The sequence below is a fragment of the Streptomyces sp. NBC_00038 genome (genome assembly GCF_026343635.1).
In the GTDB taxonomy this organism is placed as follows: Bacteria; Actinomycetota; Actinomycetes; order Streptomycetales; family Streptomycetaceae; genus Streptomyces.
Map to the genome: position 1 here is coordinate 3,798,542 of NZ_JAPELQ010000001.1, position 20,567 is coordinate 3,819,108.

The 20,567-nt window shown below is 70.4% G+C and carries 22 protein-coding genes; 12 read left to right on the plus strand and 10 right to left on the minus strand.

Annotated features, from left to right (window positions below; genetic code table 11):
* The first annotated feature begins 157 nt into the window (after nt 1–157).
* Nucleotides 158–739, plus strand: a complete 582-nt coding sequence (locus OG219_RS17225) for a TetR family transcriptional regulator (protein ID WP_266827516.1) — start codon at nt 158–160, stop codon at nt 737–739.
* Nucleotides 740–895: 156 nt separating this feature from the next.
* Here the strand turns inward: OG219_RS17225 and OG219_RS17230 are convergent, their stop codons facing one another.
* The 3 genes from OG219_RS17230 to OG219_RS17240 all read right to left on the minus strand — a co-directional run bounded on the left by OG219_RS17230 (nt 896) and on the right by OG219_RS17240 (nt 3,537).
* Entirely contained in the window at nt 896–1,144 is a 249-nt protein-coding gene (locus OG219_RS17230; protein ID WP_266827518.1) for a hypothetical protein, read from the minus strand.
* Nucleotides 1,145–1,233: 89 nt separating this feature from the next.
* Nucleotides 1,234–3,315, minus strand: coding sequence for a 4-alpha-glucanotransferase (gene malQ, locus OG219_RS17235; protein ID WP_266827520.1), 2,082 nt, complete (start codon nt 3,313–3,315; stop codon nt 1,234–1,236).
* A complete protein-coding gene (locus OG219_RS17240; RefSeq protein ID WP_266836124.1) occupies nt 3,316–3,537 on the minus strand; it encodes a hypothetical protein in 222 nt (73 codons plus the stop codon).
* Nucleotides 3,538–3,782: 245 nt separating this feature from the next.
* Here OG219_RS17240 and OG219_RS17245 point away from each other — a divergent pair, with 245 nt between their 5' ends.
* From OG219_RS17245 to OG219_RS17255, 3 genes are read left to right on the plus strand one after another with little or no spacing between them, the layout of a single operon-like run.
* Nucleotides 3,783–4,316 carry a PadR family transcriptional regulator gene (locus OG219_RS17245; RefSeq protein ID WP_266827522.1) on the plus strand — a complete coding sequence of 178 codons (534 nt, stop codon included), beginning with the start codon at nt 3,783–3,785 and terminating at the stop codon, nt 4,314–4,316.
* Nucleotides 4,313–5,050, plus strand: coding sequence for an ABC transporter ATP-binding protein (locus OG219_RS17250; RefSeq protein WP_266827524.1), 738 nt, complete (start codon nt 4,313–4,315; stop codon nt 5,048–5,050). Before OG219_RS17245 ends, OG219_RS17250 begins: the two co-directional genes overlap by 4 nt.
* Nucleotides 5,047–6,390, plus strand: coding sequence for an ABC transporter permease (locus OG219_RS17255; RefSeq protein ID WP_266827526.1), 1,344 nt, complete (start codon nt 5,047–5,049; stop codon nt 6,388–6,390). The genes OG219_RS17250 and OG219_RS17255 overlap by 4 nt, the downstream gene beginning before the upstream one ends.
* 155 nt (nt 6,391–6,545) lie before the next feature.
* Here OG219_RS17255 and OG219_RS17260 read toward each other — a convergent pair whose 3' ends face one another.
* On the minus strand, nt 6,546–7,082 hold the full coding sequence (locus OG219_RS17260) for an HNH endonuclease (protein ID WP_266827528.1): 537 nt from the start codon (nt 7,080–7,082) through the stop codon (nt 6,546–6,548).
* Between the two features lie 272 nt (nt 7,083–7,354).
* Here OG219_RS17260 and OG219_RS17265 point away from each other — a divergent pair, with 272 nt between their 5' ends.
* Entirely contained in the window at nt 7,355–8,455 is a 1,101-nt protein-coding gene (locus tag OG219_RS17265; protein ID WP_266827530.1) for a mechanosensitive ion channel family protein, read from the plus strand.
* Nucleotides 8,456–8,464: 9 nt separating this feature from the next.
* Here the strand turns inward: OG219_RS17265 and OG219_RS17270 are convergent, their stop codons facing one another.
* The 6 genes from OG219_RS17270 to OG219_RS17295 all read right to left on the minus strand — a co-directional run bounded on the left by OG219_RS17270 (nt 8,465) and on the right by OG219_RS17295 (nt 12,071).
* A complete protein-coding gene (locus tag OG219_RS17270) occupies nt 8,465–9,421 on the minus strand; it encodes a hypothetical protein (protein WP_266827532.1) in 957 nt (318 codons plus the stop codon).
* A 104-nt stretch (nt 9,422–9,525) separates the two neighbouring features.
* Nucleotides 9,526–10,029: a hypothetical protein gene (locus OG219_RS17275; RefSeq protein WP_266827534.1), complete on the minus strand. Its 504-nt coding sequence runs from the start codon at nt 10,027–10,029 to the stop codon at nt 9,526–9,528.
* Nucleotides 10,030–10,035: 6 nt separating this feature from the next.
* Complete coding sequence (locus OG219_RS17280; protein WP_266827536.1) at nt 10,036–10,365, minus strand: hypothetical protein; 330 nt, start codon at nt 10,363–10,365, stop codon at nt 10,036–10,038.
* Nucleotides 10,366–10,475: 110 nt separating this feature from the next.
* Nucleotides 10,476–10,808, minus strand: a complete 333-nt coding sequence (locus tag OG219_RS17285; protein WP_266827538.1) for a hypothetical protein — start codon at nt 10,806–10,808, stop codon at nt 10,476–10,478.
* Nucleotides 10,809–10,908: 100 nt separating this feature from the next.
* The gene (locus OG219_RS17290; protein WP_266827540.1) at nt 10,909–11,445 is read right to left on the minus strand and encodes a hypothetical protein; all 537 of its coding nucleotides are present in this window, start codon (nt 11,443–11,445) and stop codon (nt 10,909–10,911) included.
* Nucleotides 11,427–12,071 carry a hypothetical protein gene (locus tag OG219_RS17295; RefSeq protein ID WP_266827542.1) on the minus strand — a complete coding sequence of 215 codons (645 nt, stop codon included), beginning with the start codon at nt 12,069–12,071 and terminating at the stop codon, nt 11,427–11,429. Before OG219_RS17295 ends, OG219_RS17290 begins: the two co-directional genes overlap by 19 nt.
* Before the next feature lie 411 nt (nt 12,072–12,482).
* Here OG219_RS17295 and OG219_RS17300 point away from each other — a divergent pair, with 411 nt between their 5' ends.
* From OG219_RS17300 to OG219_RS17330, 7 genes are all read left to right on the plus strand, one after another.
* The gene (locus OG219_RS17300; RefSeq protein ID WP_266827544.1) at nt 12,483–13,316 is read left to right on the plus strand and encodes a hypothetical protein; all 834 of its coding nucleotides are present in this window, start codon (nt 12,483–12,485) and stop codon (nt 13,314–13,316) included.
* A gap of 214 nt (nt 13,317–13,530) precedes the next feature.
* Nucleotides 13,531–14,742: an ROK family transcriptional regulator gene (locus OG219_RS17305; protein ID WP_266827546.1), complete on the plus strand. Its 1,212-nt coding sequence runs from the start codon at nt 13,531–13,533 to the stop codon at nt 14,740–14,742.
* A gap of 52 nt (nt 14,743–14,794) precedes the next feature.
* Nucleotides 14,795–16,132, plus strand: coding sequence for an ABC transporter substrate-binding protein (locus tag OG219_RS17310; protein ID WP_266827548.1), 1,338 nt, complete (start codon nt 14,795–14,797; stop codon nt 16,130–16,132).
* Between the two features lie 6 nt (nt 16,133–16,138).
* The gene (locus tag OG219_RS17315) at nt 16,139–17,083 is read left to right on the plus strand and encodes a carbohydrate ABC transporter permease (RefSeq protein ID WP_266827550.1); all 945 of its coding nucleotides are present in this window, start codon (nt 16,139–16,141) and stop codon (nt 17,081–17,083) included.
* A 4-nt stretch (nt 17,084–17,087) separates the two neighbouring features.
* On the plus strand, nt 17,088–17,984 hold the full coding sequence (locus OG219_RS17320; protein WP_266827552.1) for a carbohydrate ABC transporter permease: 897 nt from the start codon (nt 17,088–17,090) through the stop codon (nt 17,982–17,984).
* 5 nt (nt 17,985–17,989) lie between these two features.
* The gene (locus tag OG219_RS17325; RefSeq protein WP_266827554.1) at nt 17,990–19,255 is read left to right on the plus strand and encodes a 6-phospho-beta-glucosidase; all 1,266 of its coding nucleotides are present in this window, start codon (nt 17,990–17,992) and stop codon (nt 19,253–19,255) included.
* A complete protein-coding gene (locus tag OG219_RS17330) occupies nt 19,252–20,265 on the plus strand; it encodes an N-acetylglucosamine kinase (protein ID WP_266827556.1) in 1,014 nt (337 codons plus the stop codon). The genes OG219_RS17325 and OG219_RS17330 overlap by 4 nt, the downstream gene beginning before the upstream one ends.
* The last annotated feature ends 302 nt before the right edge of the window (nt 20,266–20,567 follow it).

The following is a 20,567-nucleotide window of genomic DNA, read 5'->3' on the forward strand; positions in this document are numbered from 1 at the left end:
TGCCAACGCTTGTTGGTCAACGTTTGTTGGCCAACGCTTGTTTGCCAACATAGAGCGGTGCTCGCAAGGGTGTCAACAGCCGTTGGCCAACAAGCGTTGACCAATGGAGAACGGCACTCACTGGACGGTCAACGATCGTTGGCCTACGGTTGTTGGCATGGCAGTGAAGGAACACCCCGCAAGCTCGCCCCGCCGCTCCGACACCACCCGCACCGCGATCCTCACGGCCGCCCGCGAGCGCTTCGCGGCCGACGGCTACGAGCGCGCCACGATCCGCGCCATCGCCAAGGACGCGCGGATCGATCCGTCGATGGTGATGCGCTACTACGGCTCGAAGGAAGGGCTGTTCGCCGCCGTCCTCGACGTCGATCTGCGGCTGCCCGATCCGCAGGAAATGGATCCGCACGACGTGGGCCGCGTCCTGGTGAGCCACTTCCTCGACCTCTGGGAGCAGAACGAGGTGCTCACGGCCATGCTCCGGGTCGGCGTCACCAATGAGGCAGGCGCCGAGCGGATGCAGGGGATCTTCAGGGACCAGCTCGCGCCGGTCGCGCTGCGTGCCTGCCCCGATCCCGAGCAGGCGCCGACACGGGCCGCGCTCTGCGCCTCACAGCTGCTCGGGCTGGCGCTCGCCCGTTACGTCCTGCGGTTCCCGCCGGCCGTCGCGCTGTCCCGCGAGGAGATCGTGGTGTGGCTGGGGCCGACGGTGCAGCGGTATCTGACGGCGCCGAATCCGTAGGGGCCCGCCGGAAACACGTCGAGGGAGTCCGCGGACCCTACCGGGTACGCGGACTCCCTCGACGGAAACGAAGACGGAGATGGGGACAAAGACGGGGACGGAGAAGGCTGAAAGCCGCAGCGGCGTGGCCCGGCCCAGCTCTAGCCCGGCTCCGGCCTAGCTCTGCTTCTGCTGGCCCAGGTTCTTGTCGGACTTGTCGAGAACCATCACGAGGCCCGCGATGACCCCGAACAGCACGAGCGGCGTCAACACGAACAGACCCAGCGTGTCGATCACACTCAGTCCCGTGCCGGGGTCGTCACCGTCGTCGCGGGTGAGCGCGAGCGCGGGAGACGTCATGAGCAGCATCATCAGCGTCGTACCGGCAGCCAGGGCGCCGGCGCGCAGGGCGTTCTTCTTGTCCACGGTGCCAACGTAGCGAACGCCCGAGTGGGCCGCGCGCCCGGGGGTGCCGTACGGAGGTCCCGGCGATCCCCGCCCGCGCCCCCGCCGCCTCACCCGCGCACCCGCAGCACATCGATCAACGCGTGCAGCCGGGGCGAGGCCGCCAACTCCTCCAGTGTCACCGGCCGGCCCTCCGCATCGGCGATGGGCAGCCGCCAGTTCGGGTACTGGTCCCAGGTGCCGGGCAGGTTCTGCGGGCGGCGGTCGCCGACCGTGTCCGGAAGCCAGACCCCGATCATCCGGGCCGGGGTGCGCAGCAGGAACCGGTGCACGGCCTGGATCTCGGCCTCCTCCGAGACCGCGGAGAGCCCGCCGGTCGCGCCCTGCAGCAGTCCGAGCCGGGCCAGCAGCGCCAGCCACTCCCCCGTCTCCGCGGCCGCGGCGGCCCGCTCCTCCTCCAAGGTGCCCGTCAACAGGCCGAGCCGGTCGCGGAGTTCGACGTGTTCGCCGGTGAGCCGGGCGGCGGTGGACGGGAGATCGTGGGTGGTGGCGGTGGCCAGGCAGTCGGCCCGCCAGCGTTCGGGGGGAAGGGGCAGTCCGTCGCCGTCCCAGTCCCGTTCGAACCACAGCACGGAGGTGCCGAGCACCCCGCGCTCGTGCAGCGTCTCGCGCACACCGGGTTCTACGGTGCCGAGGTCCTCGCCGATCACCAGCGCCCCGGCGCGCGAGGCCTCCAGGGCGAGTATCGCGAGCATCGCCTCGGCGTCGTAGCGGACGTACGTCCCTTCCGTGGGCGGCTGTCCCTGTGGAATCCACCAGAGCCGGAACAGGCCCATGACGTGGTCGATACGCAGGGCGCCCGCGTACCGGAAGAGGGCACGCAGGAGGCGGCGGTACGGGGCGTAGCCGGACTCGGCCAGGCGGTCGGGTCTCCAGGGCGGCAGGCCCCAGTCCTGGCCGCGTGCGTTGAAGGCGTCCGGGGGCGCGCCGACCGACATGCCCGCCGCGAAGTACTCCTGCTGGGCCCAGGCGTCGGCCCCGTCCGGATGCACCCCGACGGCGAGGTCGTGCACGAGTCCTACGGCCATGCCCGCGTCGCGTGCGGAGCGCTGGGCGGTGGCGAGTTGGGCGTCGGTGAGCCAGGCGAGGCGGCTGTGGAAGTCGACGCGGTCCATCAACTCGCCCCGGGCGCGGGCGGTTTCGGCGGAGTGGGGGTCGCGCAGGCCGACGGGCCACTGCCGCCACTGGGAGCCGTACACCTCGGCGAGCGCGCACCAGGTGGCGTGGTCCTCCAGAGCCTCGCCCTCCTCGGCGAGGAAGTCGACGTACGCGGCCCGCCGCCCGGGTCCGAGCGGCACCTCGCGCACCAGTTCCAGCGCCTCGCGCTTGAGCTCCCACACGGCGTCGCGGTCGATCAACTCGCCTTTGCCCAGCACGGATTCACGCAGCCGCGCGGCGCCTTCAAGGAGCGTACGCAGCCGGTCGCGGTCCTCGACGTGACCGAACTCGGGGATGTCCTCGACCCGCAGATGCACCGGATCGGGGAAGCGGCGGGAGGAGGGCCGGTACGGGGAGGGGTCGGTGGGGGCGCCGGGCACGGCCGCGTGCAACGGGTTGACCTGTACGAATCCGGCGCCGAGCGCACGGCCCGCCCAGGCGGTGAGTTCGGCGAGGTCGCCCAGGTCGCCCATGCCCCAGGAGTGGCGGGAGAGGAGGGAGTACAGCTGGACGAGGAGTCCGTAGGTGCGTCCGGGCGGTGACGGCAGGCGGGCGGGGGCGACGACGAGGTGGGCGCCGGCGGTGCGGCCGTCGGGGGCGGTGACGTGCAACGCGTGGACGCCGGGCGGGAGTTGCTCGGCGGATGCGCGGGTCTCGCCCTGTTCGGTGTCGATGCGGACGCGGGTGCCGTCGGGCAGTCCGGCCAGTTCCTCGGGCAGTCGGCCGCCCCAGCAGACCACGGTCGGCGGCAGCAGCCGGTCCCGCGTCTCGGCCTCCCGGGACGCGAGGGCGGCGCCGATGGCCTCCGGCGTGCTCGCGTCGACGCCGAGCGCCGCCAGGGCCGCGACGACCGCGGCGTCCGAGGACGCGACCGTACGGTCCTGGGACGGGCTGTAGGAGGTGGCGACGCCGTGCAGTCCGGCGAGCCGGGACAGCGGCGTCGAGGGAGTGTCCGCGGGACGGCGAGGTGCCATCTAGACCCCCGACGCGGCGCCGGTGGAGGTGGGCTCGCTGGTCAGGTGCGCCGCGTCGGCCAGCGGCGGCTCGCTGGTCAGCGGCTCGGCGTCGGGGAGAGGGGGTTCGCTGGTCAGCGGGGTCTCGGCGCAGGCGGTCTCCGCGCTGAAGACGCACAGATGCGGGTCTTCGGGCACACGTTTGGAGAGGGCCGAGAGCAGAAGGTGTGCCGATGCGGCCACGAGGGCCTCCTTGTCGTCGTACGGCTGGAAGCGGGTTACCGCAGCCCTACCCAGCGGGCGCGACGGCAGACGTACACGGACGAACAACGTGGTAGTGGTCACGTTCCGTTCCCGAGCAACCTCTCCAGATTGGTGCAAACAAGGCGTTTCGGCCACTCTCGTCGCCGCCGCCCGCCGGGCCCCTCCCGCATTTCCCTCGCGCCCACTATTCACTCAGTACATATATCGAGTGCATAATGCTCCGCATGAGCACCCGCCACATCTTGCTGGGGCTGCTCGCCGGAGGGCCCAGTCATGGGTACGACCTCAAGCGACGCCACGACGAACGCTTCCCCGGGGCCCGCCCGTTGGCCTACGGGCAGGTCTACACAACCTTGCAGCGGTTGGTCCGCGACGGTCTCGCCGAGGTCGAGGGGACCGGCTCGGACGGCGGTCCGGAGCGGACGCTGTACCGCTCGACCGACGACGGATCGCGCGAACTGGCCCACTGGGCAGGGGAGATCACGCCGCCCGCGCCCTTCGTGACCAACGAGATCTTCGCCAAGGTCGTCGTCGCGATCCTCGCCTCGGCGGATCCGGCCGGCTATCTGGAGGCGCAGCGCGCCGCGCACATGGCACGGATGCGTGAGCTCACCTCGCTGAAGACCGCGCCCGGCGCGGGTCTCGCGACCGTCCTCTCGGCCGACTACGCCCTCAACCACCTTGACGCCGACCTCCGTTGGATGACCACGACGGCGGCCCGGCTCACCACTCTGACCGCGGAGGTCGACGCAGCATGAGCAACCCACTCCTGGCAGCCAGGGGCCTGTTCAAGGCGCACGGGGCCTCCCGCGCGCTGCGCGGCGCCTCGGTGGACCTGCGCGCGGGCGAGATCCTGGCCGTCTCCGGGGCCAGCGGCAGCGGCAAGTCCACGCTGCTGCACTGCCTCTCCGGCATCGTCCGCCCGGACGAGGGCACGGTGCACTACGCCGGCGAGCGCCTCGACCGCCTCCCTGAGAGCCGGCTCAGCGAGCTGCGGCGCACCGACTTCGGGGTGGTGTTCCAGTTCGGTCAGCTGATCCCCGAGCTGACCGCGCTCGACAACGTGGCGCTGCCGCTGCTGCTCGCGGGCACCGCGCGTACGACGGCCCAGGAGCGGGCGGGCGAGTGGCTCGAGCGGTTCGGCGTACGCGGGCAGGAGGCGCTGCGGCCCGGTGAGATGAGCGGCGGCCAGGCTCAGCGGGTGTCGCTCGCGCGGGCCCTCGTGACCGGCCCGAGGATCGTCTTCGCGGACGAGCCGACCGGCGCGCTGGACTCCCTCGCCGGGGAGCAGGTGATGACCGCGCTGGTGCACACGGCCCGCGAGTCCGGTGCGGCGGTGCTGCTGATCACGCATGATGCGCAGGTGGCGGCGTACGCGGATCGGGAGGTCGCGCTGCGGGACGGGGTTGTGGTCGGCAACGCGACCGACAGCTCCGAAGGCGGCCCCGCAGTCGGCTCCGAGGCCGACGCGTCCGTGGAGGTGTCTCCGTGAGGACCGATCTCAGGCTCGCGCTGCTGCTGACCCGCGGTTCCGACCGGCGGGAGTGGTGGCGGGTCACGCTCACGGCCGTGGGGGCGGGGCTCGCCACCGGCTTCGGCCTGGCCGCGATCGCCGTCGCCTCGCTGCGGGGGCAGTACCACGTGTCCATCGGCAACGGTCTGCTCGACCGGCCCGGCGAGCGCTCCGGCGTGGTCCTCACGCTGCTCCTCCTGCTCGTCCCGGTGCTCGGCTTCCTCGGGCAGTGCGCCCGGATCGGTGCCGTACACCGCGACCGGCGGCTGGCCGGGCTGCGCCTGGCCGGGGCCTCCCCCGCCCAGGTACGGCGGATCGCCGCGCTGGAGGCGGGGCTCGCGTGTCTCGTGGGTTCGGCGGTCGCCACCGTCTTCTCCGGGCTGCTCCTGCTCGTCGAGTGGCAGCGTCCGCCGGCCGCCGTCTGGGCGGGGTTCGCGGTGACGGCGGTGGCCGTGCCCCTGCTGGGCGCGCTGGTGAGCACGCTCGCGCTGCGGCGTGTGGTCGCCTCGCCGCTGGGCCGGGTGCGGCGGGTGCGGCCGGGTACGGGCGGCGGGCCTGGCGCCGCGTTCCTGGGGGTGGCGCTGGTGATGCTGCTCGTGGGGCTTCTCATGGCCCCGTCCACTTTCGGCGGGTTCGGCACGGCGCCGGCACTGGTCTTCGGCGTGGTGATCGTCACCGGCGTGGGCGCCGTCTGGGTGACCGGCGCCGCCGCCCGCCTCACCGGACGGCTGCTCGCGGCCCGCACCGGAGACCCGGCGACACTCATCGCCGCCGAGCGCCTGCGCGACGACCCGTGGGCCGCCGCCCGCACCCACGCGGCCGTCCTGATGGTGACCGTGGTGGGAACCGGCTTCGTCGGTGTCCGGCAGGTGCTCCTCGGCACACTCCGGGCGCGCGGCCCCAAGATGATGGCCTGGGACATGTCCTTCTACACAACGGGCGTCAATCTGGCGGGCGCCGCGATCCTGGTCGGCCTGGCGATCACCCTCTTCGGCCTCGCCGTCGGCACCGCCGAGTCACTGGCCACCCGCCGCCGCGGGCTGGCCGCGCAGACCGCCGCTGGGGTGCCTCGGGCCGTGCTCGGCCGGGCCCTGCTCCTGGAAACGGCCCTGCCGCTGGCCCCCGCGGTCGCGCTGGCAGGGGCCGGGGGCATGGCGATCAGCGTCTGGTACGCGGCACTCGCCTCCGCCGACGGATCGGTCCCCCTGCTGCCGCTGCTGGTCCCCGTCGCCGTGTACGCCGCCTGCCTGCTCGCCGCCGCCACGTCGCTGCCGCTGCTGCGCCGCTCCGTCCACCCTGCGGAGCTTCGCTACGCGTGATGCGCAACACGTGATGTGTGACGCCTGATGCGCAACGCGTGACATTTCGCACAAGCCGCGTGCAGGGATGCGCGCCGGCATGAACGGCCGGCTCCCCGGGAGGTACAGGGGTCCTCCTGGGGAGCCGGAACGAGGCAAGACGAAGGCCCGGATCGTCAGGCGGAAATGCCGTCGATCCGGGCCATCGCGTCCTCCGCGCCGTACGGCTGCAGGTAAGGCAGCCAGCGCGGGTCCCTATGTCCGGTTCCGATGATGCGCCAGGCGAGCCCCGATGGCGGGGCGGGTTTATGGCGCAGGCGCCAGCCGATCTCGACCAGGTGACGGTCGGCCTTGGTGTGATTGCAGCGGCGGCAGGACGCCACCACGTTCTCCCAGGCGTGCTGACCTCCGCGGGAGCGCGGGATGACGTGGTCGACGCTGGTTGCGACGCCACCGCAGTACATGCACCGGCCGCCGTCGCGGGCGAAGAGCGCGCGACGGGTGAGCGGAACGGGCCCCCGATAAGGGACCCGTACGAACCTCTTCAGCCGGACCACGCTGGGTGCGGGGACAGTAACGGTCGCGCTGTGCATGTAGGCGCCGGATTCCTCGAGGCTGACAGCCTTGTTCTCCAGGACGAGGACGAGCGCGCGGCGGAGCGGTACGACGCCGAGCGGCTCGTACGACGCGTTGAGGACCAGGACGTGCGGCACGGATGCCTCCTTGTACGCCGGCGGCGCGTGGCTCGCGCCGGGACGATCTGTGGCCAGTGTCCCCGAATGCCTGGTGGAAGCGCCACCATGTCCCGGTAACGGGCTGGGAGTGTTTTCGACCACACACTCTTCATCCCCAGGTGAGTACGGCCTCTCCCCTGGACATGGCAACGATCGACACACAATGCCCCGTTAGTGTGGTGGTTCTGCCCGATCGGTGCCCCTCATGTGTCCCTGCCGCGGGCGGACAGCTACGCCTGGAGGTACCTGCTGTGTCCTTGCCCGTCCTAGTGGCCGCCGCCACGCCGTCGCCCTCCCCGTCTCCGTCCTCGACGTCGACGAGCCCGGCGACCGCAACGCTTCAGGACGCCCAGGAAAGTGCGACCAACGCCGCGAGCTGGGTCGAGCAGAACTGGTCGACGTGGCTCAGCATCGGCCTGCGGGTCCTGCTGATCGTGGTGATCGCGGCCGTGCTGAGAGTGGCGGTACGGCGGGCGATCAGCAAGCTGATAGAGCACATGAACTCCACCGCTCAGGCGGTGGACGGCACCGCGCTCGGCGGCCTCCTGGTGAACGTCGAACGCCGCCGCCAGCGCTCCCAGGCCATCGGCTCGGTGCTCCGCTCGGTCGCGTCCTTCGTGATCATGGGCACGGCCGCGCTGATGGTCCTCGGCACCTTCGAGATCAACCTGGCGCCGCTCCTCGCCTCGGCGGGTGTCGCGGGCGTGGCGATCGGTTTCGGCGCCCGCAACCTCGTCACGGACTTCCTCTCCGGCGTCTTCATGATCCTGGAGGACCAGTACGGCGTCGGCGACACGATCGACGCGGGCGTCGCCTCCGGCGAGGTCGTCGAGGTCGGCCTCCGTGTGACGAAGCTCCGGGGCGACAACGGCGAGATCTGGTACGTCCGCAACGGCGAGGTCAAGCGCATCGGCAACCTCTCCCAGGGCTGGGCCACGGCCGGTGTCGACGTCACGGTCCGTTCCTCGGAGGACCTGGAGCACGTCCAGGCCGTCCTCAGCCGGGTCGGCGAGACCATGAGCAAGGACGAGCCCTGGAACGAGCGTCTGTGGGGCCCGATCGAGGTGCTCGGCCTCGACAACGTCTTCCTCGACTCGATGGTCGTCCGCGTCTCGGCGAAGACGATGCCCGGCAAGGCGCTGATCGTCGAACGCGAACTCCGCTGGCGCATCAAGCGCGCCTTCGACGCGGCCGACATCCGCATCGTCGGCGGCCTCCCGGCCCAGACGGAGGACGAGACCGCGCCCGCCGACCCGACGGCCGGCATGGCGGCCCCGTCCGCCTACGCCTCCTCCACGTCCCCGCAGTCCCAGGCGGCCTCGCCGCTGTCACCGCCGAACGTGACGAAGTAGCCGCAAGGCTCAGAGCAGATCCTCGTCGGGTGCGCGGACGCCGCCCTTCTTCTCCCGAAGGGTCGCGCGCACCCGCTCGAGTACCTGCGGGAAGTCCAGCGGGTCGTTCGAGTCGACGGTGACGTCGGCGGCGCTCGACACCCGGAGGGTGACCGAGGTGCGGTCACCGCTGGACACGACGATCTGCATCTGCCGCACGGTGTCGAAGCGCGCGAAGGCTTCCCTCTGCGACGCCCTCGGCTGGATGGTGATGCCGCCCCGGTGCAGCGGCACGGACGCGGTGCGCACGGCGACCACGTCCTGGTAGTGGTACTCGTGCGTCTGCTCCGACTTCAGCTGACCGCTGTACAGGTCCAGCTCGCAGCGGTAGATGGCCAGCAGGTAGTGGGTCGGGCAGAGCACCATGAACTCGTACTTCGAGTACCGCATCCGGCCGTCGTCGCCGAAGGCGCTGTTGCACGGGAACGCGGGGCCCCAGACCACCATTTGGTTGTCGCCCGGTCCGCCCTGCGGCCCGGCGTTGGCGACGATGTCGTCGAAGCTCGCCCCGCCGGATCCGGTGACGCCGCGGGGCGTCACCAGGTCTGCGGTGGTGAGTCCGAGCTGGGGCAGCGACCGGTTCACGATCGAGAGGGCGTCCATGCCGATGATCTGGTCGATCTCCGCGTCGGTGGGGCGCGGCATGGCCAGGGCGTACGCGGCGTCGTACGCGCGCTTGGCGTTCCAGCCCTTGACTCCGAGGATGAAGCCGACCACCAGCAGGACGAAGCCCAGGGCGGCGGCTCCTCCCCCGGCGGCGAGCAGCACCACTCCGAGTACGAGTCCACCGCCGCCGAAGGCCATCTTGAGCTGCGCGGCCTTCAGGTCGGCCGGGTTGGGCGGGTCGACGAAGTAGCGGGCGATCCACTGAGCCGGTGCACGCGTGCCTGCCACCGGAGGCGTGGGTGGAGGCGTGGGATAGGTCACGTGAGTTCTCCTGAAGATCGAGCGGGGATGAGCGAGCGGGGTGTCGAGCAGAGTTCCAAGTGGGGGAGCCGAGCGGGGAGTCGAGCAGAGTCCCGAGCGCGGTGTCAGCCGCGCAGCGCGCGTTCGAGCAGGACCCATGTCGGGCTGTCCGGCACGGGAACGTGCGCGAGGATCTCCCGGCCCCGTGCCGGGTCGACGAGGGCGACGAGCCGACGGGTGTCGGCCGACGGCTGCCCCGGTCGACCGCTGCCGCGCGCGAGCAGGGCGTCGTTGATGACGAGCGCGAGCACCTTGGCGTGGTGGCAGCCCGGATCCTCGGCGGCCAGCCGCACCAGACGCTCCGTCAGCGCCTGGGTCTGCCGCGCGCCGTAGCGGTCCGGGTGGCAGCCGCGCAGCGCGGCGACCACCAGCCGGAAGCGGGCGAGGCCGTCGCCTGGATCCGTCTCGAGCACCTGCTTCAGATGGGCGATCGCACTCTCGTACTCACGCGCATCGAGCGCCGCCCCGGCCGCCGCCCGGTGATCCACCTGCGGCGGGCCGAAGTTGTTGATGGTGTCCGCTTGCTGAATGAGGTCGGCCTGCTGGCGGCCGATCCGGAAGTCCGCCATGTCAGGTCAGCCGAGCGGCAACGAGGCGGCGATCGCTTCGAGCGAGCCGACGATCCCGGCCGCCGTCGCGACCCCGGCGAGCAGCTCCGCGGCCTTCGTCAGCGCGGCGTGGATACGGCCCGGACGCGCTTCGGGGGACGAGGCCTCCTCCAGCGCTCCGACGAGCTCGGTCGCGGCCATGGCCGCACGGTCGTCGCCCTGGGTGGACTGCGCCCGCAACTCCTCGATGAGCCGGGTCAGCGTCTGCGTCAGCTCGCCCGGCACGCCACCGTGGTTGTGGATCACGTCGGCCTGCTGAATGTTGCCGCTCTGATGATTGATGTTGAACGTCGCCACGGAATCCCCCGATGCGTCAGATACGTACAGCGACCAGGGTAGGACTCCGAGTCCCCTTGGTTGTACGGGAATGACGAACTTCGTGGGGAGAAGCCGCGTCGCCGGACGGATCAGTACCGCCCGAGCGCCAACAGGAGCGCCGCCCCGACCGAGACGAGGACCGAGAACCCGAGCCGGACCACTGACACCCACTCAAGAACCCGCCGGAGCCGCTGACTTGGGATGATGCGCGCGACCCAGGTGACCGGAAGGCCGGCCAGCGCCACGAAGGCGAGGACGAACAAGGGGTGTCGGTAGGTCAGTTCGGGATCCCCTGCTTCCCCTGCCCGGTTCTGCAGGCCGATCAGCGCCGCCAACGCGTACCACGTCCAGGCGCACCCCGCGGTGAGGACGGTCTCGAACAGTGCGAACAGCAGGGGCCTTCGCCTCGCGAGCTGCCACACGGACGGCGTGTGACCGGCTCCGGCTCCTGCTCCGGCTCCTGCTCCGGCTCCTGCTCCGACTTCCCGTGCGGCACCCGACACGTGGCGCTCCCCCTCTACTTCACCCCGCGCTGCCGGGGCCGGTGGAAAGTGTTCGCCGCCGGTCCTCGATGAGCGCCCGGTAATCCTCGTACCAGGGGGCATCGAGCGCCAGAGCGCGGAGCTCGTCAGCACGGCGGTGGGGCCCACGGGAACGTCGTACGACTTCGACGACCGCCCACGCGGCCAGCAGGGGCAGACCCCAGCGGAGCCAGGACTCGGGCACGAGCGCCGTCACCGCGACGCCGATGCCGCCGGCCAGCGCGAACGCGATACGCAGGCCCCGGACATGGGCCTTGGGCCCGAACGGGGAGCCCTCTCCCTCGGGCAGCTCATGGAGCCACGCGACGCGCCCCAGCCGCCCGGCGACCACCACACCCCAGACCGGTGTGAACAGCACCGCCGCACAGGCCACCGCCCGCACCCACGCGTCCGGAACCACCCACACCCCGGCTCCGGCCACCACCGCGACCACTCCGTGCACCCACGGCATGTACAGGCGCCGCGCCAGGAGTTCGCCCTCGGCCCGGGCCAGTTCCCTCATCCCGTCGGAGACCATCCGTGATCCGCCCCTCTGTCACCGGCCGACGCCATCGCCGAGCCGCCCCCGCGCTTTCGCGCCTCGTCCTTCTCGATGCCGGCCAGCCCCACAACCCGCGCTATCTGGCACACCGCGACGAAGGAAGCCCCCTTCCGCAGTCCCGCCACCCCCGAGTTGCCCTCTCCGTCCCGGATGTCGAGAAGGGCGGTCCCCGAGTCCGCGTCGAAGGCCAGCGATCCCCAGACGGACCGGTCCAGGCGCCCGGGGCGCCACCGGAACCTGAGCTCCTCCCGGCCCCGCTCGGCGACGAGGAACGCCCGGTCGGACGCGGTCAGTTCACCTCGGACCCGCTCCTGCCACCCGTCGGAGGCGCCCACCGTACGAAGCGAGTGGATCTGCCTCTCGTCCAGGGCCCGCACGGAGAGTTCCACACCGGCGCCGCGCGCCAGCTTCGCCAGCATCAGGCACCCGACGGCGGCCCATACGAGACTCACGGCTCCCCACACCAGCACGCTGGAGACCACGTCCTCACCCACGGCTCCCCATGTGAAGCCGTCCTGCCAGAGGCCGAGGACCAGCTTCACGCACATCACCGGGGTGCACCGTGCCGCGGCCGAGCGCCAGCACGCCATCAACAGCCTCACGAGTCGCCTCCCCAGGACAAACGGTTCACCCTCATGCGGCGGGATCATTGGACAGGAACCTGTGAAGACGGCCGCGCAGCGGATCCCGCACGCCTGAAGGCGCAGCAAATCCACCCTCCCCAAAAGGGCAAATCACCCGCCAACTGCCCGGGAATCCGCCCCACCTGGGCATCTGTTGATTGTAATGAACACGTGACACGTGTAGAACTCGCTCCGGCTCCACCGAAGGTTCAAGGCCGACACGAGGTCGGCGCCGGGTCGATTCCAGGTCGACGGCCCGGCGCGAAATTAATCTTCTTCACATACCCCCCGCATTCCCGTCACCTCCGCGGCCCTCTACTGTCACCCCCAACAGCGGGCCCTTGTTCTGGAGCTCAACGCCCAGGGGCCCGCTTCGAATGTGGGGAATCCATGCGCAAGTTCGCCATAGGCACCGCTGTGTGCGGTGCTCTGGCTCTGTCCGCCCTGGCTGTGCCGACCGCGTCGGCCGCCACTCCGGACCTCTCCTTCTCCGGCGTGGTGGTCAACGGCGGCAAGGCGATCGTCGTCGGCACCACCGCCACGGTGAAGGTCCCGGTCACGTACACGCTGACCCGCCCGGCCGACCTCGTGATCGACTACAAGAACAACGCCGCGGGCATCATGCTCTACCGCGGTTCGCTCTCGATGCCCGAGAACTCGATCGAGAACGACGCGGCGCCCGTCTGCACCGCGACCGCCACGACCGCCACGACGGTGACCGAGTCCTGCAAGGAGACGATCGCCCTCGACCCGTACGACTACCTGTACGAGGCCGCGGACGCGACCACCTGGAAGGCCGCCGGCTACTACGGCCACGTCGCCGAGGACAGCGACGAATCCGACGGCCACATCAGCTTCGAGTACGGCTTCGACGCGTGGGGCGGCCTCGGCACCGCTCAGATCAAGCGCGCCGCCAACCTCACCACCAACGCCACCCCCGAGCCGGTGAAGAAGGGCGCCACCCTCACCGTCAAGGGGGCCCTGACCCGGGCCAACTGGGAGACCAGCAAGTACTCCGGCTACACCGGCCAGTCGGTGACCCTCCAGTTCCGGGCCAAGAGCAGCACCACCTACAAGGACGTGAAGACGGTGAAGTCCGGCACGTCCGGCGCCCTCTCCACCACCGTCAAGGCCTCCGCCGACGGCTACTACCGCTACAAGTTCGCGGGCACGACCACGACCGGCGCCAAGTCCGCCGCCGGTGACTACGTCGACGTGAAGTAGCGACGTGAAGTAACGGCAAGCGTCTCGGCGCACACCTCACCGCCCCCGCAGGTAACGAGTCTGTTGCCTCGGGGGCGGTTTCTATTGACGCCCCCTTGGCCGCCGTTCTAGGTTCCTCCCACCGAATAGGAAACTTTCCTAACAGTGATCTTGCGGTGGACTTCCGCCCGTGATCACTGAAAAGCTGGGCGGTCGAGAGGCAGGTGTCGCACACATGGCAGGATCCGCCGGTACGCCGGGCACCCCACGCGTCCTGCGCGCCATGAACGACCGTGCCGCCCTGGACCTGCTGCTCGCGCACGGCCCGCTGTCGCGGACCAGGATCGGCAAACTCACCGGCCTTTCGAAGCCGACCGCCTCACAGCTCCTGGCCCGCCTCGAAGCGGCCGGTCTGGTACTCGCCACCGGAACCAGCGAGGGGCGCCCGGGCCCCAACGCGCAGCTGTACGTGGTCAATCCGGGCGCGGCCCACGCGGCGGGCCTGGACGTCACCCCCGAGCGCATCCTCGCCGCCGTCGCGGACGTGACCGGACGGACGGTGGGCGAGTACGAGCTGCCCACTCCCGGCCGGCGCCCCGCCGAGCCCGTCGTACGCCAGGTCACCGACGCCCTCGACGGCGCGGTCAAAGCGGCGGGGCTGGCCCGCGACGACATCCACCGGCTCGTCATCGGAACGCCCGGCGCCTTCGACCCCAACACCGGGCGGCTGCGGTACGCCTCGCACCTTCCCGGCTGGCACACCCCCAGCCTCCTCGACGAACTCGCCGCCGCGCTACCCATGCCGGTCGAGTACGAGAACGACGTCAACCTCGTCGCCATCGCCGAGCAGCGACTGGGCGCCGCCCAAGGACACGAGGACTTCGTATTGCTGTGGAACGAGGGCGGCCTCGGTGCCGCGCTCGTCCTCGGCGGGCGACTGCACCGCGGCTGGACCGGCGGTGCGGGCGAGGTCGGCTTCCTGCCGGTGCCGGGCGCGCCGCTGGTACGCCAGGTGACCAAGGCCAACAGCGGTGGCTACCAGGAGCTGGCCGGTTCGCAGGCCATCCCCAAGCTGGCCCGCGAGCTGGGCATCCGGCCCGTCCCCGGCGGTCCGTACGCCGAGGCCGCCGCCGCCCTCGTCAAGGAGGCCGCCTCCCACGACGAGGGCCCCCACCGGCAGCTCCTGGAGACGTACGCGACCGGGCTCGCCACCGGTCTGGCCTCGCTGGTCTCCGTGCTCGACCCCGAGCTCGTCGTGCTCAGCGGCGCCTCGCTCACCGCGGGCGGCGAACCGCTGCGCGCCCTGGTCCAGGCCGAGCTGGAGGAGCTGGCCGCGTCTCGGCCGCGCCTCGTGATCGGCGACGTACACGAACACCCCGTGCTGCGCGGCGCGTTGGAGAGCGCCCTGGCGGCCACCCGCGACGAGGTCTTCGACACCTCCCGCTGAACCGCAAGTCCCTTCCGCGAACACCTTCACCCTGCCCTAGGGAGACCCCGTCATGCCCGGAATGTCCCGAAAGGCGGCTGCCGCGATCGCCGCCTCCGCCTCCATAGCCCTCCTCACCTCCGCCTGTACCGGCCAGACCGAGTCCGGCGCGAACGACGACGCCTCCAAAGAGACGACGATCAACTTCTGGCACGCCTGGAGCGCCGAAAGCGAGGTCGCGGCCGTGAAGTCCCTGGTCGCGGGCTTCGAGAAGGCGCACCCCAACATCCACGTGAAGATCGTCGGCAACATGACGGACGACAAGATCAACCAGGCGCTGCGGGCGGGCGGCGACAAGGCCCCCGACGTGGTCTCCTCCTTCACCACCAACAACGTGGGCAAGTTCTGCTCGTCGGGCGCATTCGTCGACCTCAACCCCTTCTTCGAGAAGGCGGGCATCGACCCGGAGAAGACCTTCCCGAAGGCCATGAACGAGTACACCCAGTTCGAGGGCGACCGCTGCACGGCGCCGCTGCTCGGTGACGCGTACGGGCTCTACTACAACAAGACCGCGTTCGAAAAGGCCGGCATCACCAGCCCCCCGAAGACCTGGTCCGAGTTCGAGGCCGACGCCAAGAAGCTCACCATCTCCAAGGGCGACAGCTACTCCCAGCTCGGCTTCATGCCGAACTACCACGGCTGGGAGTCGACCACCGAGCACTACTTCGGGCAGTTCTCACCGACGTACTTCGACTCCTCCGGCAAGTCGAACATCGCCAAGGACCCCGCTTTCGAGGCCGGGTTCACCCTGCAGAAGAAGCTCGTCGACGAACTCGGCGGCTACCAGAAGCTGGAGAAGTACCGCTCCAAGCTCGGTGACGAGTGGGGCCCCAAGCACCCCTTCCACACCGGCCAGGTGGCCATGCAGCTGGACGGTGAGTGGCGGCTCGGCATGGCCGAGGAGGCCAAGCCCGGCTTCGAGATCGGCGTCGCGCCGCTGCCCGTCCCCGACGACCAGGCGGACCAGTACGGCAAGGGCTACATCACCGGAACCATCGCGGGCATCGCCTCGACCAGCAAGAAGCAGAACGCGGCCTGGGAGCTGCTGAAGTACATGACCACGGACACGGACGCGGTGGTCGGCTTCGCCAACGCCATCCACAACGTGCCCTCCACACTCGCCGCCCTCGAGTCGCCGAAGCTGAAGTACGACCCGCGCTTCAAGACCTTCCTGGACATCGCCTCGAACGCGAACTCGACGACAAGTCCCGCCTCCATCAACGGCGGTACGTACCTCGTGACGCTCCAGCAGTTCGGATACGACTACGAGAGCGGCAAGGAAACGGATCTGAAGGCGGGCCTGAAGAAGACCGCCGCGCAGATCGACACGGACATCGCGCAGGCGAAGTAGAGCGTCATGAGCGCCACGTACACACTGCGCGCCAAGCGCCGCCGGGCGGCGCTGAAGACGGCCGCCTTCATGTCGCCCTGGCTGATCGGTTTCACGGTCTTCTTCGCGTACCCGCTGCTCTCGACGGTCTATTTCTCGTTCATGCACTACGACGGCTTCAAGCCGCCGACGTGGGTCGGAACGAAGAACTGGGCGTACGTCTTCGAGAACTACCCGCTGTTCTGGCCCGCGTTGAGGAACACCCTGTGGCTCGTCGTCATCATGGTGAGCCTCCGGGTCCTCTTCGGGCTCGGCGTCGGCCTGCTGATCACCAAGATCAGGACGGGCACGGGTGTCTTCCGGACCCTCTTCTACCTGCCCTACCTCGCCCCGCCCGTCGCCGCCACGATGGCCTTCGCGTTCCTCCTCAACCCCGGTACGGGACCGGTCAACTCGATCCTGGAGGGCATCGGGATCCCGGCGCCGGGCTGGTTCAACGACCCGGCGTGGTCGAAGCCGGCGCTCACCATGCTGGCCCTGTGGGGCGTCGGCGACCTCATGGTCATCTTCATGGCCGCGCTGCTCGACGTGCCCAAGGAGCAGTACGAGGCGGCCGAGTTGGACGGCACGTCGGCGTGGCAGCGGTTCCGGTACGTGACGCTGCCGAACATCTCGCCGATCGTGATGTTCGCGGTGGTCACGGGCGTGATCCAGACCATGCAGTACTACACGCAGCCGCTGATCGCCGGAAAGGTCGCGTCGGGCGTCATCCAGGGCGCGGGAACGCAGTTCGAGCCCGGCTATCCCGACAAGTCGACGCTCACCCTCCCCCAACTCGTCTACAACCTCGGCTTCCAGCGCTTCGACTACGGCTCCGCCTGTGTGGTTGCACTGGTGCTCTTCGCCCTGTCCATGGCGTTCACCGCGTTCCTGATGCGGCGCCGGGGCGGTCTCATCCAGGCAGGTGACTGACGCCATGACCACTCAAGTACTGGACAAACCGACGGAGTTGAGCGCCCCCGTCTCGCCCGCCGAGCGCACCGCCCGCCGCAAGGCCCTCCTGGAGTGGATCGCCGTGCACGCCCTAGGCGTCGCGGCCGCCCTCTTCTTCGTCCTCCCCTTCGTGTTCGTCTTCCTGACCTCGCTGATGAGCGACACCCAGGCACTCAGCCGCGATCTGATCCCGCACACCTGGGAGTGGGGCAACTACAAGAAGGTCTTCGACACCCCCGGGTTCCTGACCTGGTGGAAGAACACACTTCTGTACGCCGGTGCCGGCACGGTCCTGACAGTGGTCTCCTCGGTCCCGGTGGCCTACGCACTCGCCAAGTTCCGCTTCCGGGGCCGGAATCTGTCGCTGATGCTGGTCATCTCGATGATGATGCTGCCGCCGCAGGTCGTCATCATCCCGATGTACCTGTTCTGGGCGAAGCAGCTGGACCTGTCCGGCACGCTCTGGCCGCTGATCATCCCGATGGCGTTCGGCGACGCCTTCTCGATCTTCCTGCTGCGCCAGTTCCTGATGACGATCCCGAACGAGTACCTGGACGCGGCGAAGGTCGACGGCTGCGGAGACCTGCGGGCACTCCTGAAGGTCGTCCTGCCGATGGCGAAACCGGGCATTGCCGCGGTCGCCCTCTTCCAGTTCTTCTATGCGTGGAACGACTATTTCGGGCCCCAGATCTACGCCTCGGAGAACGCCGGTGCCTGGACCCTGAGTTACGGCCTGGAGTCCTTCAAGGGCATGCACCACACCGACTGGAACCTCACCATGGCCGCGACCGTACTGGTCATGGTCCCCGTGATCCTCGTGTTCTTCTTCGCGCAGAAGGCGTTCGTCGAGGGTGTCACGCTCACCGGAGTGAAGGGTTGACCCATATGAAACTCACCGTGGTCGGCGGAGGGTCGACCTACACCCCCGAACTCATCGACGGCTTCGCCCGGTTGAGGGACACCCTGCCCATCGAGGAACTGGTGCTCGTCGACCCGGCGGCGGAGCGCCTGGAGCTGGTGGGCGGCCTCGCCCGGCGGATCTTCGCGCGACAGGGGCACCCCGGCAAGATCGTCACGACCGCCGACCTGGACGCGGGGGTCGAGGGCGCGGACGCCGTACTGCTGCAACTGCGCGTCGGCGGACAGACGGCACGCAACGAGGACGAGACCTGGCCTCTGGAGTGCGGCTGCGTCGGGCAGGAGACGACGGGCGCGGGCGGCCTCGCCAAGGCGCTGCGCACGGTTCCCGTCGTCCTCGACATCGCGGAGCGCGTCCGCCGCACGAACCCGGACGCCTGGATCATCGACTTCACCAACCCCGTCGGCATCGTGACGCGCGCGCTGCTCCAGGCCGGTCACAAGACCGTCGGACTGTGCAATGTGGCGATCGGCTTCCAGCGGAAGTTCGCGGCGCTGCTCGGGGTCACCCCCGCCGATGTGCACCTGGACCATGTGGGCCTCAACCACCTCACGTGGGAAACCGGTGTGCGCCTGGGCGGTCCCGAGGGCGAGAACGTCCTGCCGAAGCTCATCGCCGAACACGGCGACACGATCGCCGGCGATCTGCACCTGCCGCGCTCCGTCGTCGAACGCCTCGGCGTCGTCCCGTCGTACTACCTGCGCTACTACTACGCGCACGACGAGGTCGTACGAGAGCTGCGGACAAAGCCCTCGCGGGCCTCCGAAGTGGCGGAGATGGAACGGCAGTTGCTGAAGATGTACGGCGACCCGACGCTGGACGAGAAGCCGGAGCTGCTCGCCCGGCGCGGCGGCGCGTACTACTCGGAGGCGGCCGTGGACCTCGCGGCCTCGCTGCTCGGCGGTGGCGGCAGCCCCTACCAGGTGGTGAACACGTACAACAACGGGACGCTGCCCTTCCTGCCGGACGACGCCGTGATCGAGGTACAGGCCGCGATCGGCGCCCAGGGGCCGACGCCGTTGCCCGTGCCGTCCGTGGACCCGCTGTACGCGGGCCTGATGGCGAATGTCACGGCCTACGAGGACCTGGCTCTGGAGGCGGCCCTGCACGGCGGCCGCGACCGGGTGTTCCGCGCGCTCCTCGCCCACCCCCTCATCGGCCAGCACGCGTACGCCGACGCCCTCACCGACCAACTGATCGCGCACAACCGGGAGCACCTCGCGTGGGCATGACCTCATCGGGATCCGGCGCCGGGACGGCCGCCGGGTCCTCCCCCGCGGCCCTGGTCCTGGCCATCGACGCGGGGAACAGCAAGACCGACGTCGCCGTGCTCGCCGCGGACGGGCGGGTGGCCGGCACGGCGCGCGGCGGTGGTTTCCGGCCGCCGGTCGTCGGGGTCCAGGTGGCGGTGGACTCGCTGGCCGAGACCGTCGGCCGGGCCTTCGCCGAGGCGGGCGTCGGCTCCGTCGCCCATGTCGCCGCCTGCCTCGCCAACGCCGATCTCCCCGTCGAGGAGGAGCGGTTGGCGGCCGCGTTGCACGCGCGCGCGTGGGGGGCGAGTGTGGAGGTGCGCAACGACACCTTCGCGATTCTGCGGGCCGGGATCGCCGAGCCGCGCGGGGTCGCCGTCGTCTGCGGGGCCGGCATCAACTGCGTCGGTATGCGGCCCGACGGGCGTACCGCTCGCTTTCCCGCGATCGGGCGTATCTCCGGGGACTGGGGCGGTGGTTGGGGGCTCGCGGAGGAGGCGCTGTGGCACGCCGCGCGTGCCGAGGACGGCCGGGGCGGGCCCACTGCCCTCGCGCGCACCCTCCCCGCCCACTTCGGCCTCACCTCCATGTACGCCCTCATCGAGGCCCTCCACCTGGAGCACCTCGACAACGCCCGTCGCCACGAACTGACGCCGGTCCTCTTCGCCACCGCCCTCGACGGCGACCCGGTCGCCCGCTCCATCGTCGACCGCCTCGCCGACGAGGTCGTCGCCATGGCCACCGTCGCCCTCACCCGCCTCTCCCTCCTGGAGGAACCGACCCCGGTCCTCCTCGGCGGCAGCATCCTCGCCGCCCGCCACCCCCAACTCGACACCCGCATACGCGAACTCCTGGCCGACCGCGCCCCCAAGTCACTCCCCCAGGTCGTCACCGCCCGCCCGGTCCTGGGCGCCGCACTCCTCGGCCTGGACCACGTAGGGGCCCCGAAGGAGGCACACGCACACGTGCGGGCGTTCTACGAGGGGGTCTGAGCGGCTTCTTTCGCCCCCTCCGCCCCTTCCCGTCCCGTACCTGGGGGCTGCCGCCCCCAGACCCCCGCTATCGGCCTGAACGGCCTCGTCCTCAAACGCCGGACGGGCTGAGTAGGTCAGCCCCTCCGGCGTTTGAGGAGCGGGGTCTGGGGCGGAGCCCCAGGAACAAGGGACGGGAAGGGGCGGAGGGGGCGAAAAACCCACCCCCCAGCCCCCACCCCGACCGGGAACCGAACACATACCGATCGCGTGTTCAGGGGAGGGGGGCCTTGCGGGGAGCTTCGCGCTGCGCTGTGATCCGA

Bases quoted from the DNA above. Each gene is read 5' to 3' on its own strand.
- OG219_RS17225 (WP_266827516.1), top strand. From the start codon at position 158: ATGGCAGTGAAGGAACACCCCGCAAGCTCGCCCCGCCGCTCCGACACC.
- malQ (WP_266827520.1), bottom strand. From the start codon at position 3,315: ATGGCACCTCGCCGTCCCGCGGACACTCCCTCGACGCCGCTGTCCCGG.
- OG219_RS17245 (WP_266827522.1), top strand. From the start codon at position 3,783: ATGAGCACCCGCCACATCTTGCTGGGGCTGCTCGCCGGAGGGCCCAGT.
- OG219_RS17250 (WP_266827524.1), top strand. From the start codon at position 4,313: ATGAGCAACCCACTCCTGGCAGCCAGGGGCCTGTTCAAGGCGCACGGG.
- OG219_RS17275 (WP_266827534.1), bottom strand. From the start codon at position 10,029: ATGGCGGACTTCCGGATCGGCCGCCAGCAGGCCGACCTCATTCAGCAA.
- OG219_RS17290 (WP_266827540.1), bottom strand. From the start codon at position 11,445: ATGGTCTCCGACGGGATGAGGGAACTGGCCCGGGCCGAGGGCGAACTC.
- OG219_RS17300 (WP_266827544.1), top strand. From the start codon at position 12,483: ATGCGCAAGTTCGCCATAGGCACCGCTGTGTGCGGTGCTCTGGCTCTG.
- OG219_RS17305 (WP_266827546.1), top strand. From the start codon at position 13,531: ATGGCAGGATCCGCCGGTACGCCGGGCACCCCACGCGTCCTGCGCGCC.
- OG219_RS17310 (WP_266827548.1), top strand. From the start codon at position 14,795: ATGCCCGGAATGTCCCGAAAGGCGGCTGCCGCGATCGCCGCCTCCGCC.
- OG219_RS17315 (WP_266827550.1), top strand. From the start codon at position 16,139: ATGAGCGCCACGTACACACTGCGCGCCAAGCGCCGCCGGGCGGCGCTG.
- OG219_RS17320 (WP_266827552.1), top strand. From the start codon at position 17,088: ATGACCACTCAAGTACTGGACAAACCGACGGAGTTGAGCGCCCCCGTC.
- OG219_RS17325 (WP_266827554.1), top strand. From the start codon at position 17,990: ATGAAACTCACCGTGGTCGGCGGAGGGTCGACCTACACCCCCGAACTC.
- OG219_RS17330 (WP_266827556.1), top strand. From the start codon at position 19,252: ATGACCTCATCGGGATCCGGCGCCGGGACGGCCGCCGGGTCCTCCCCC.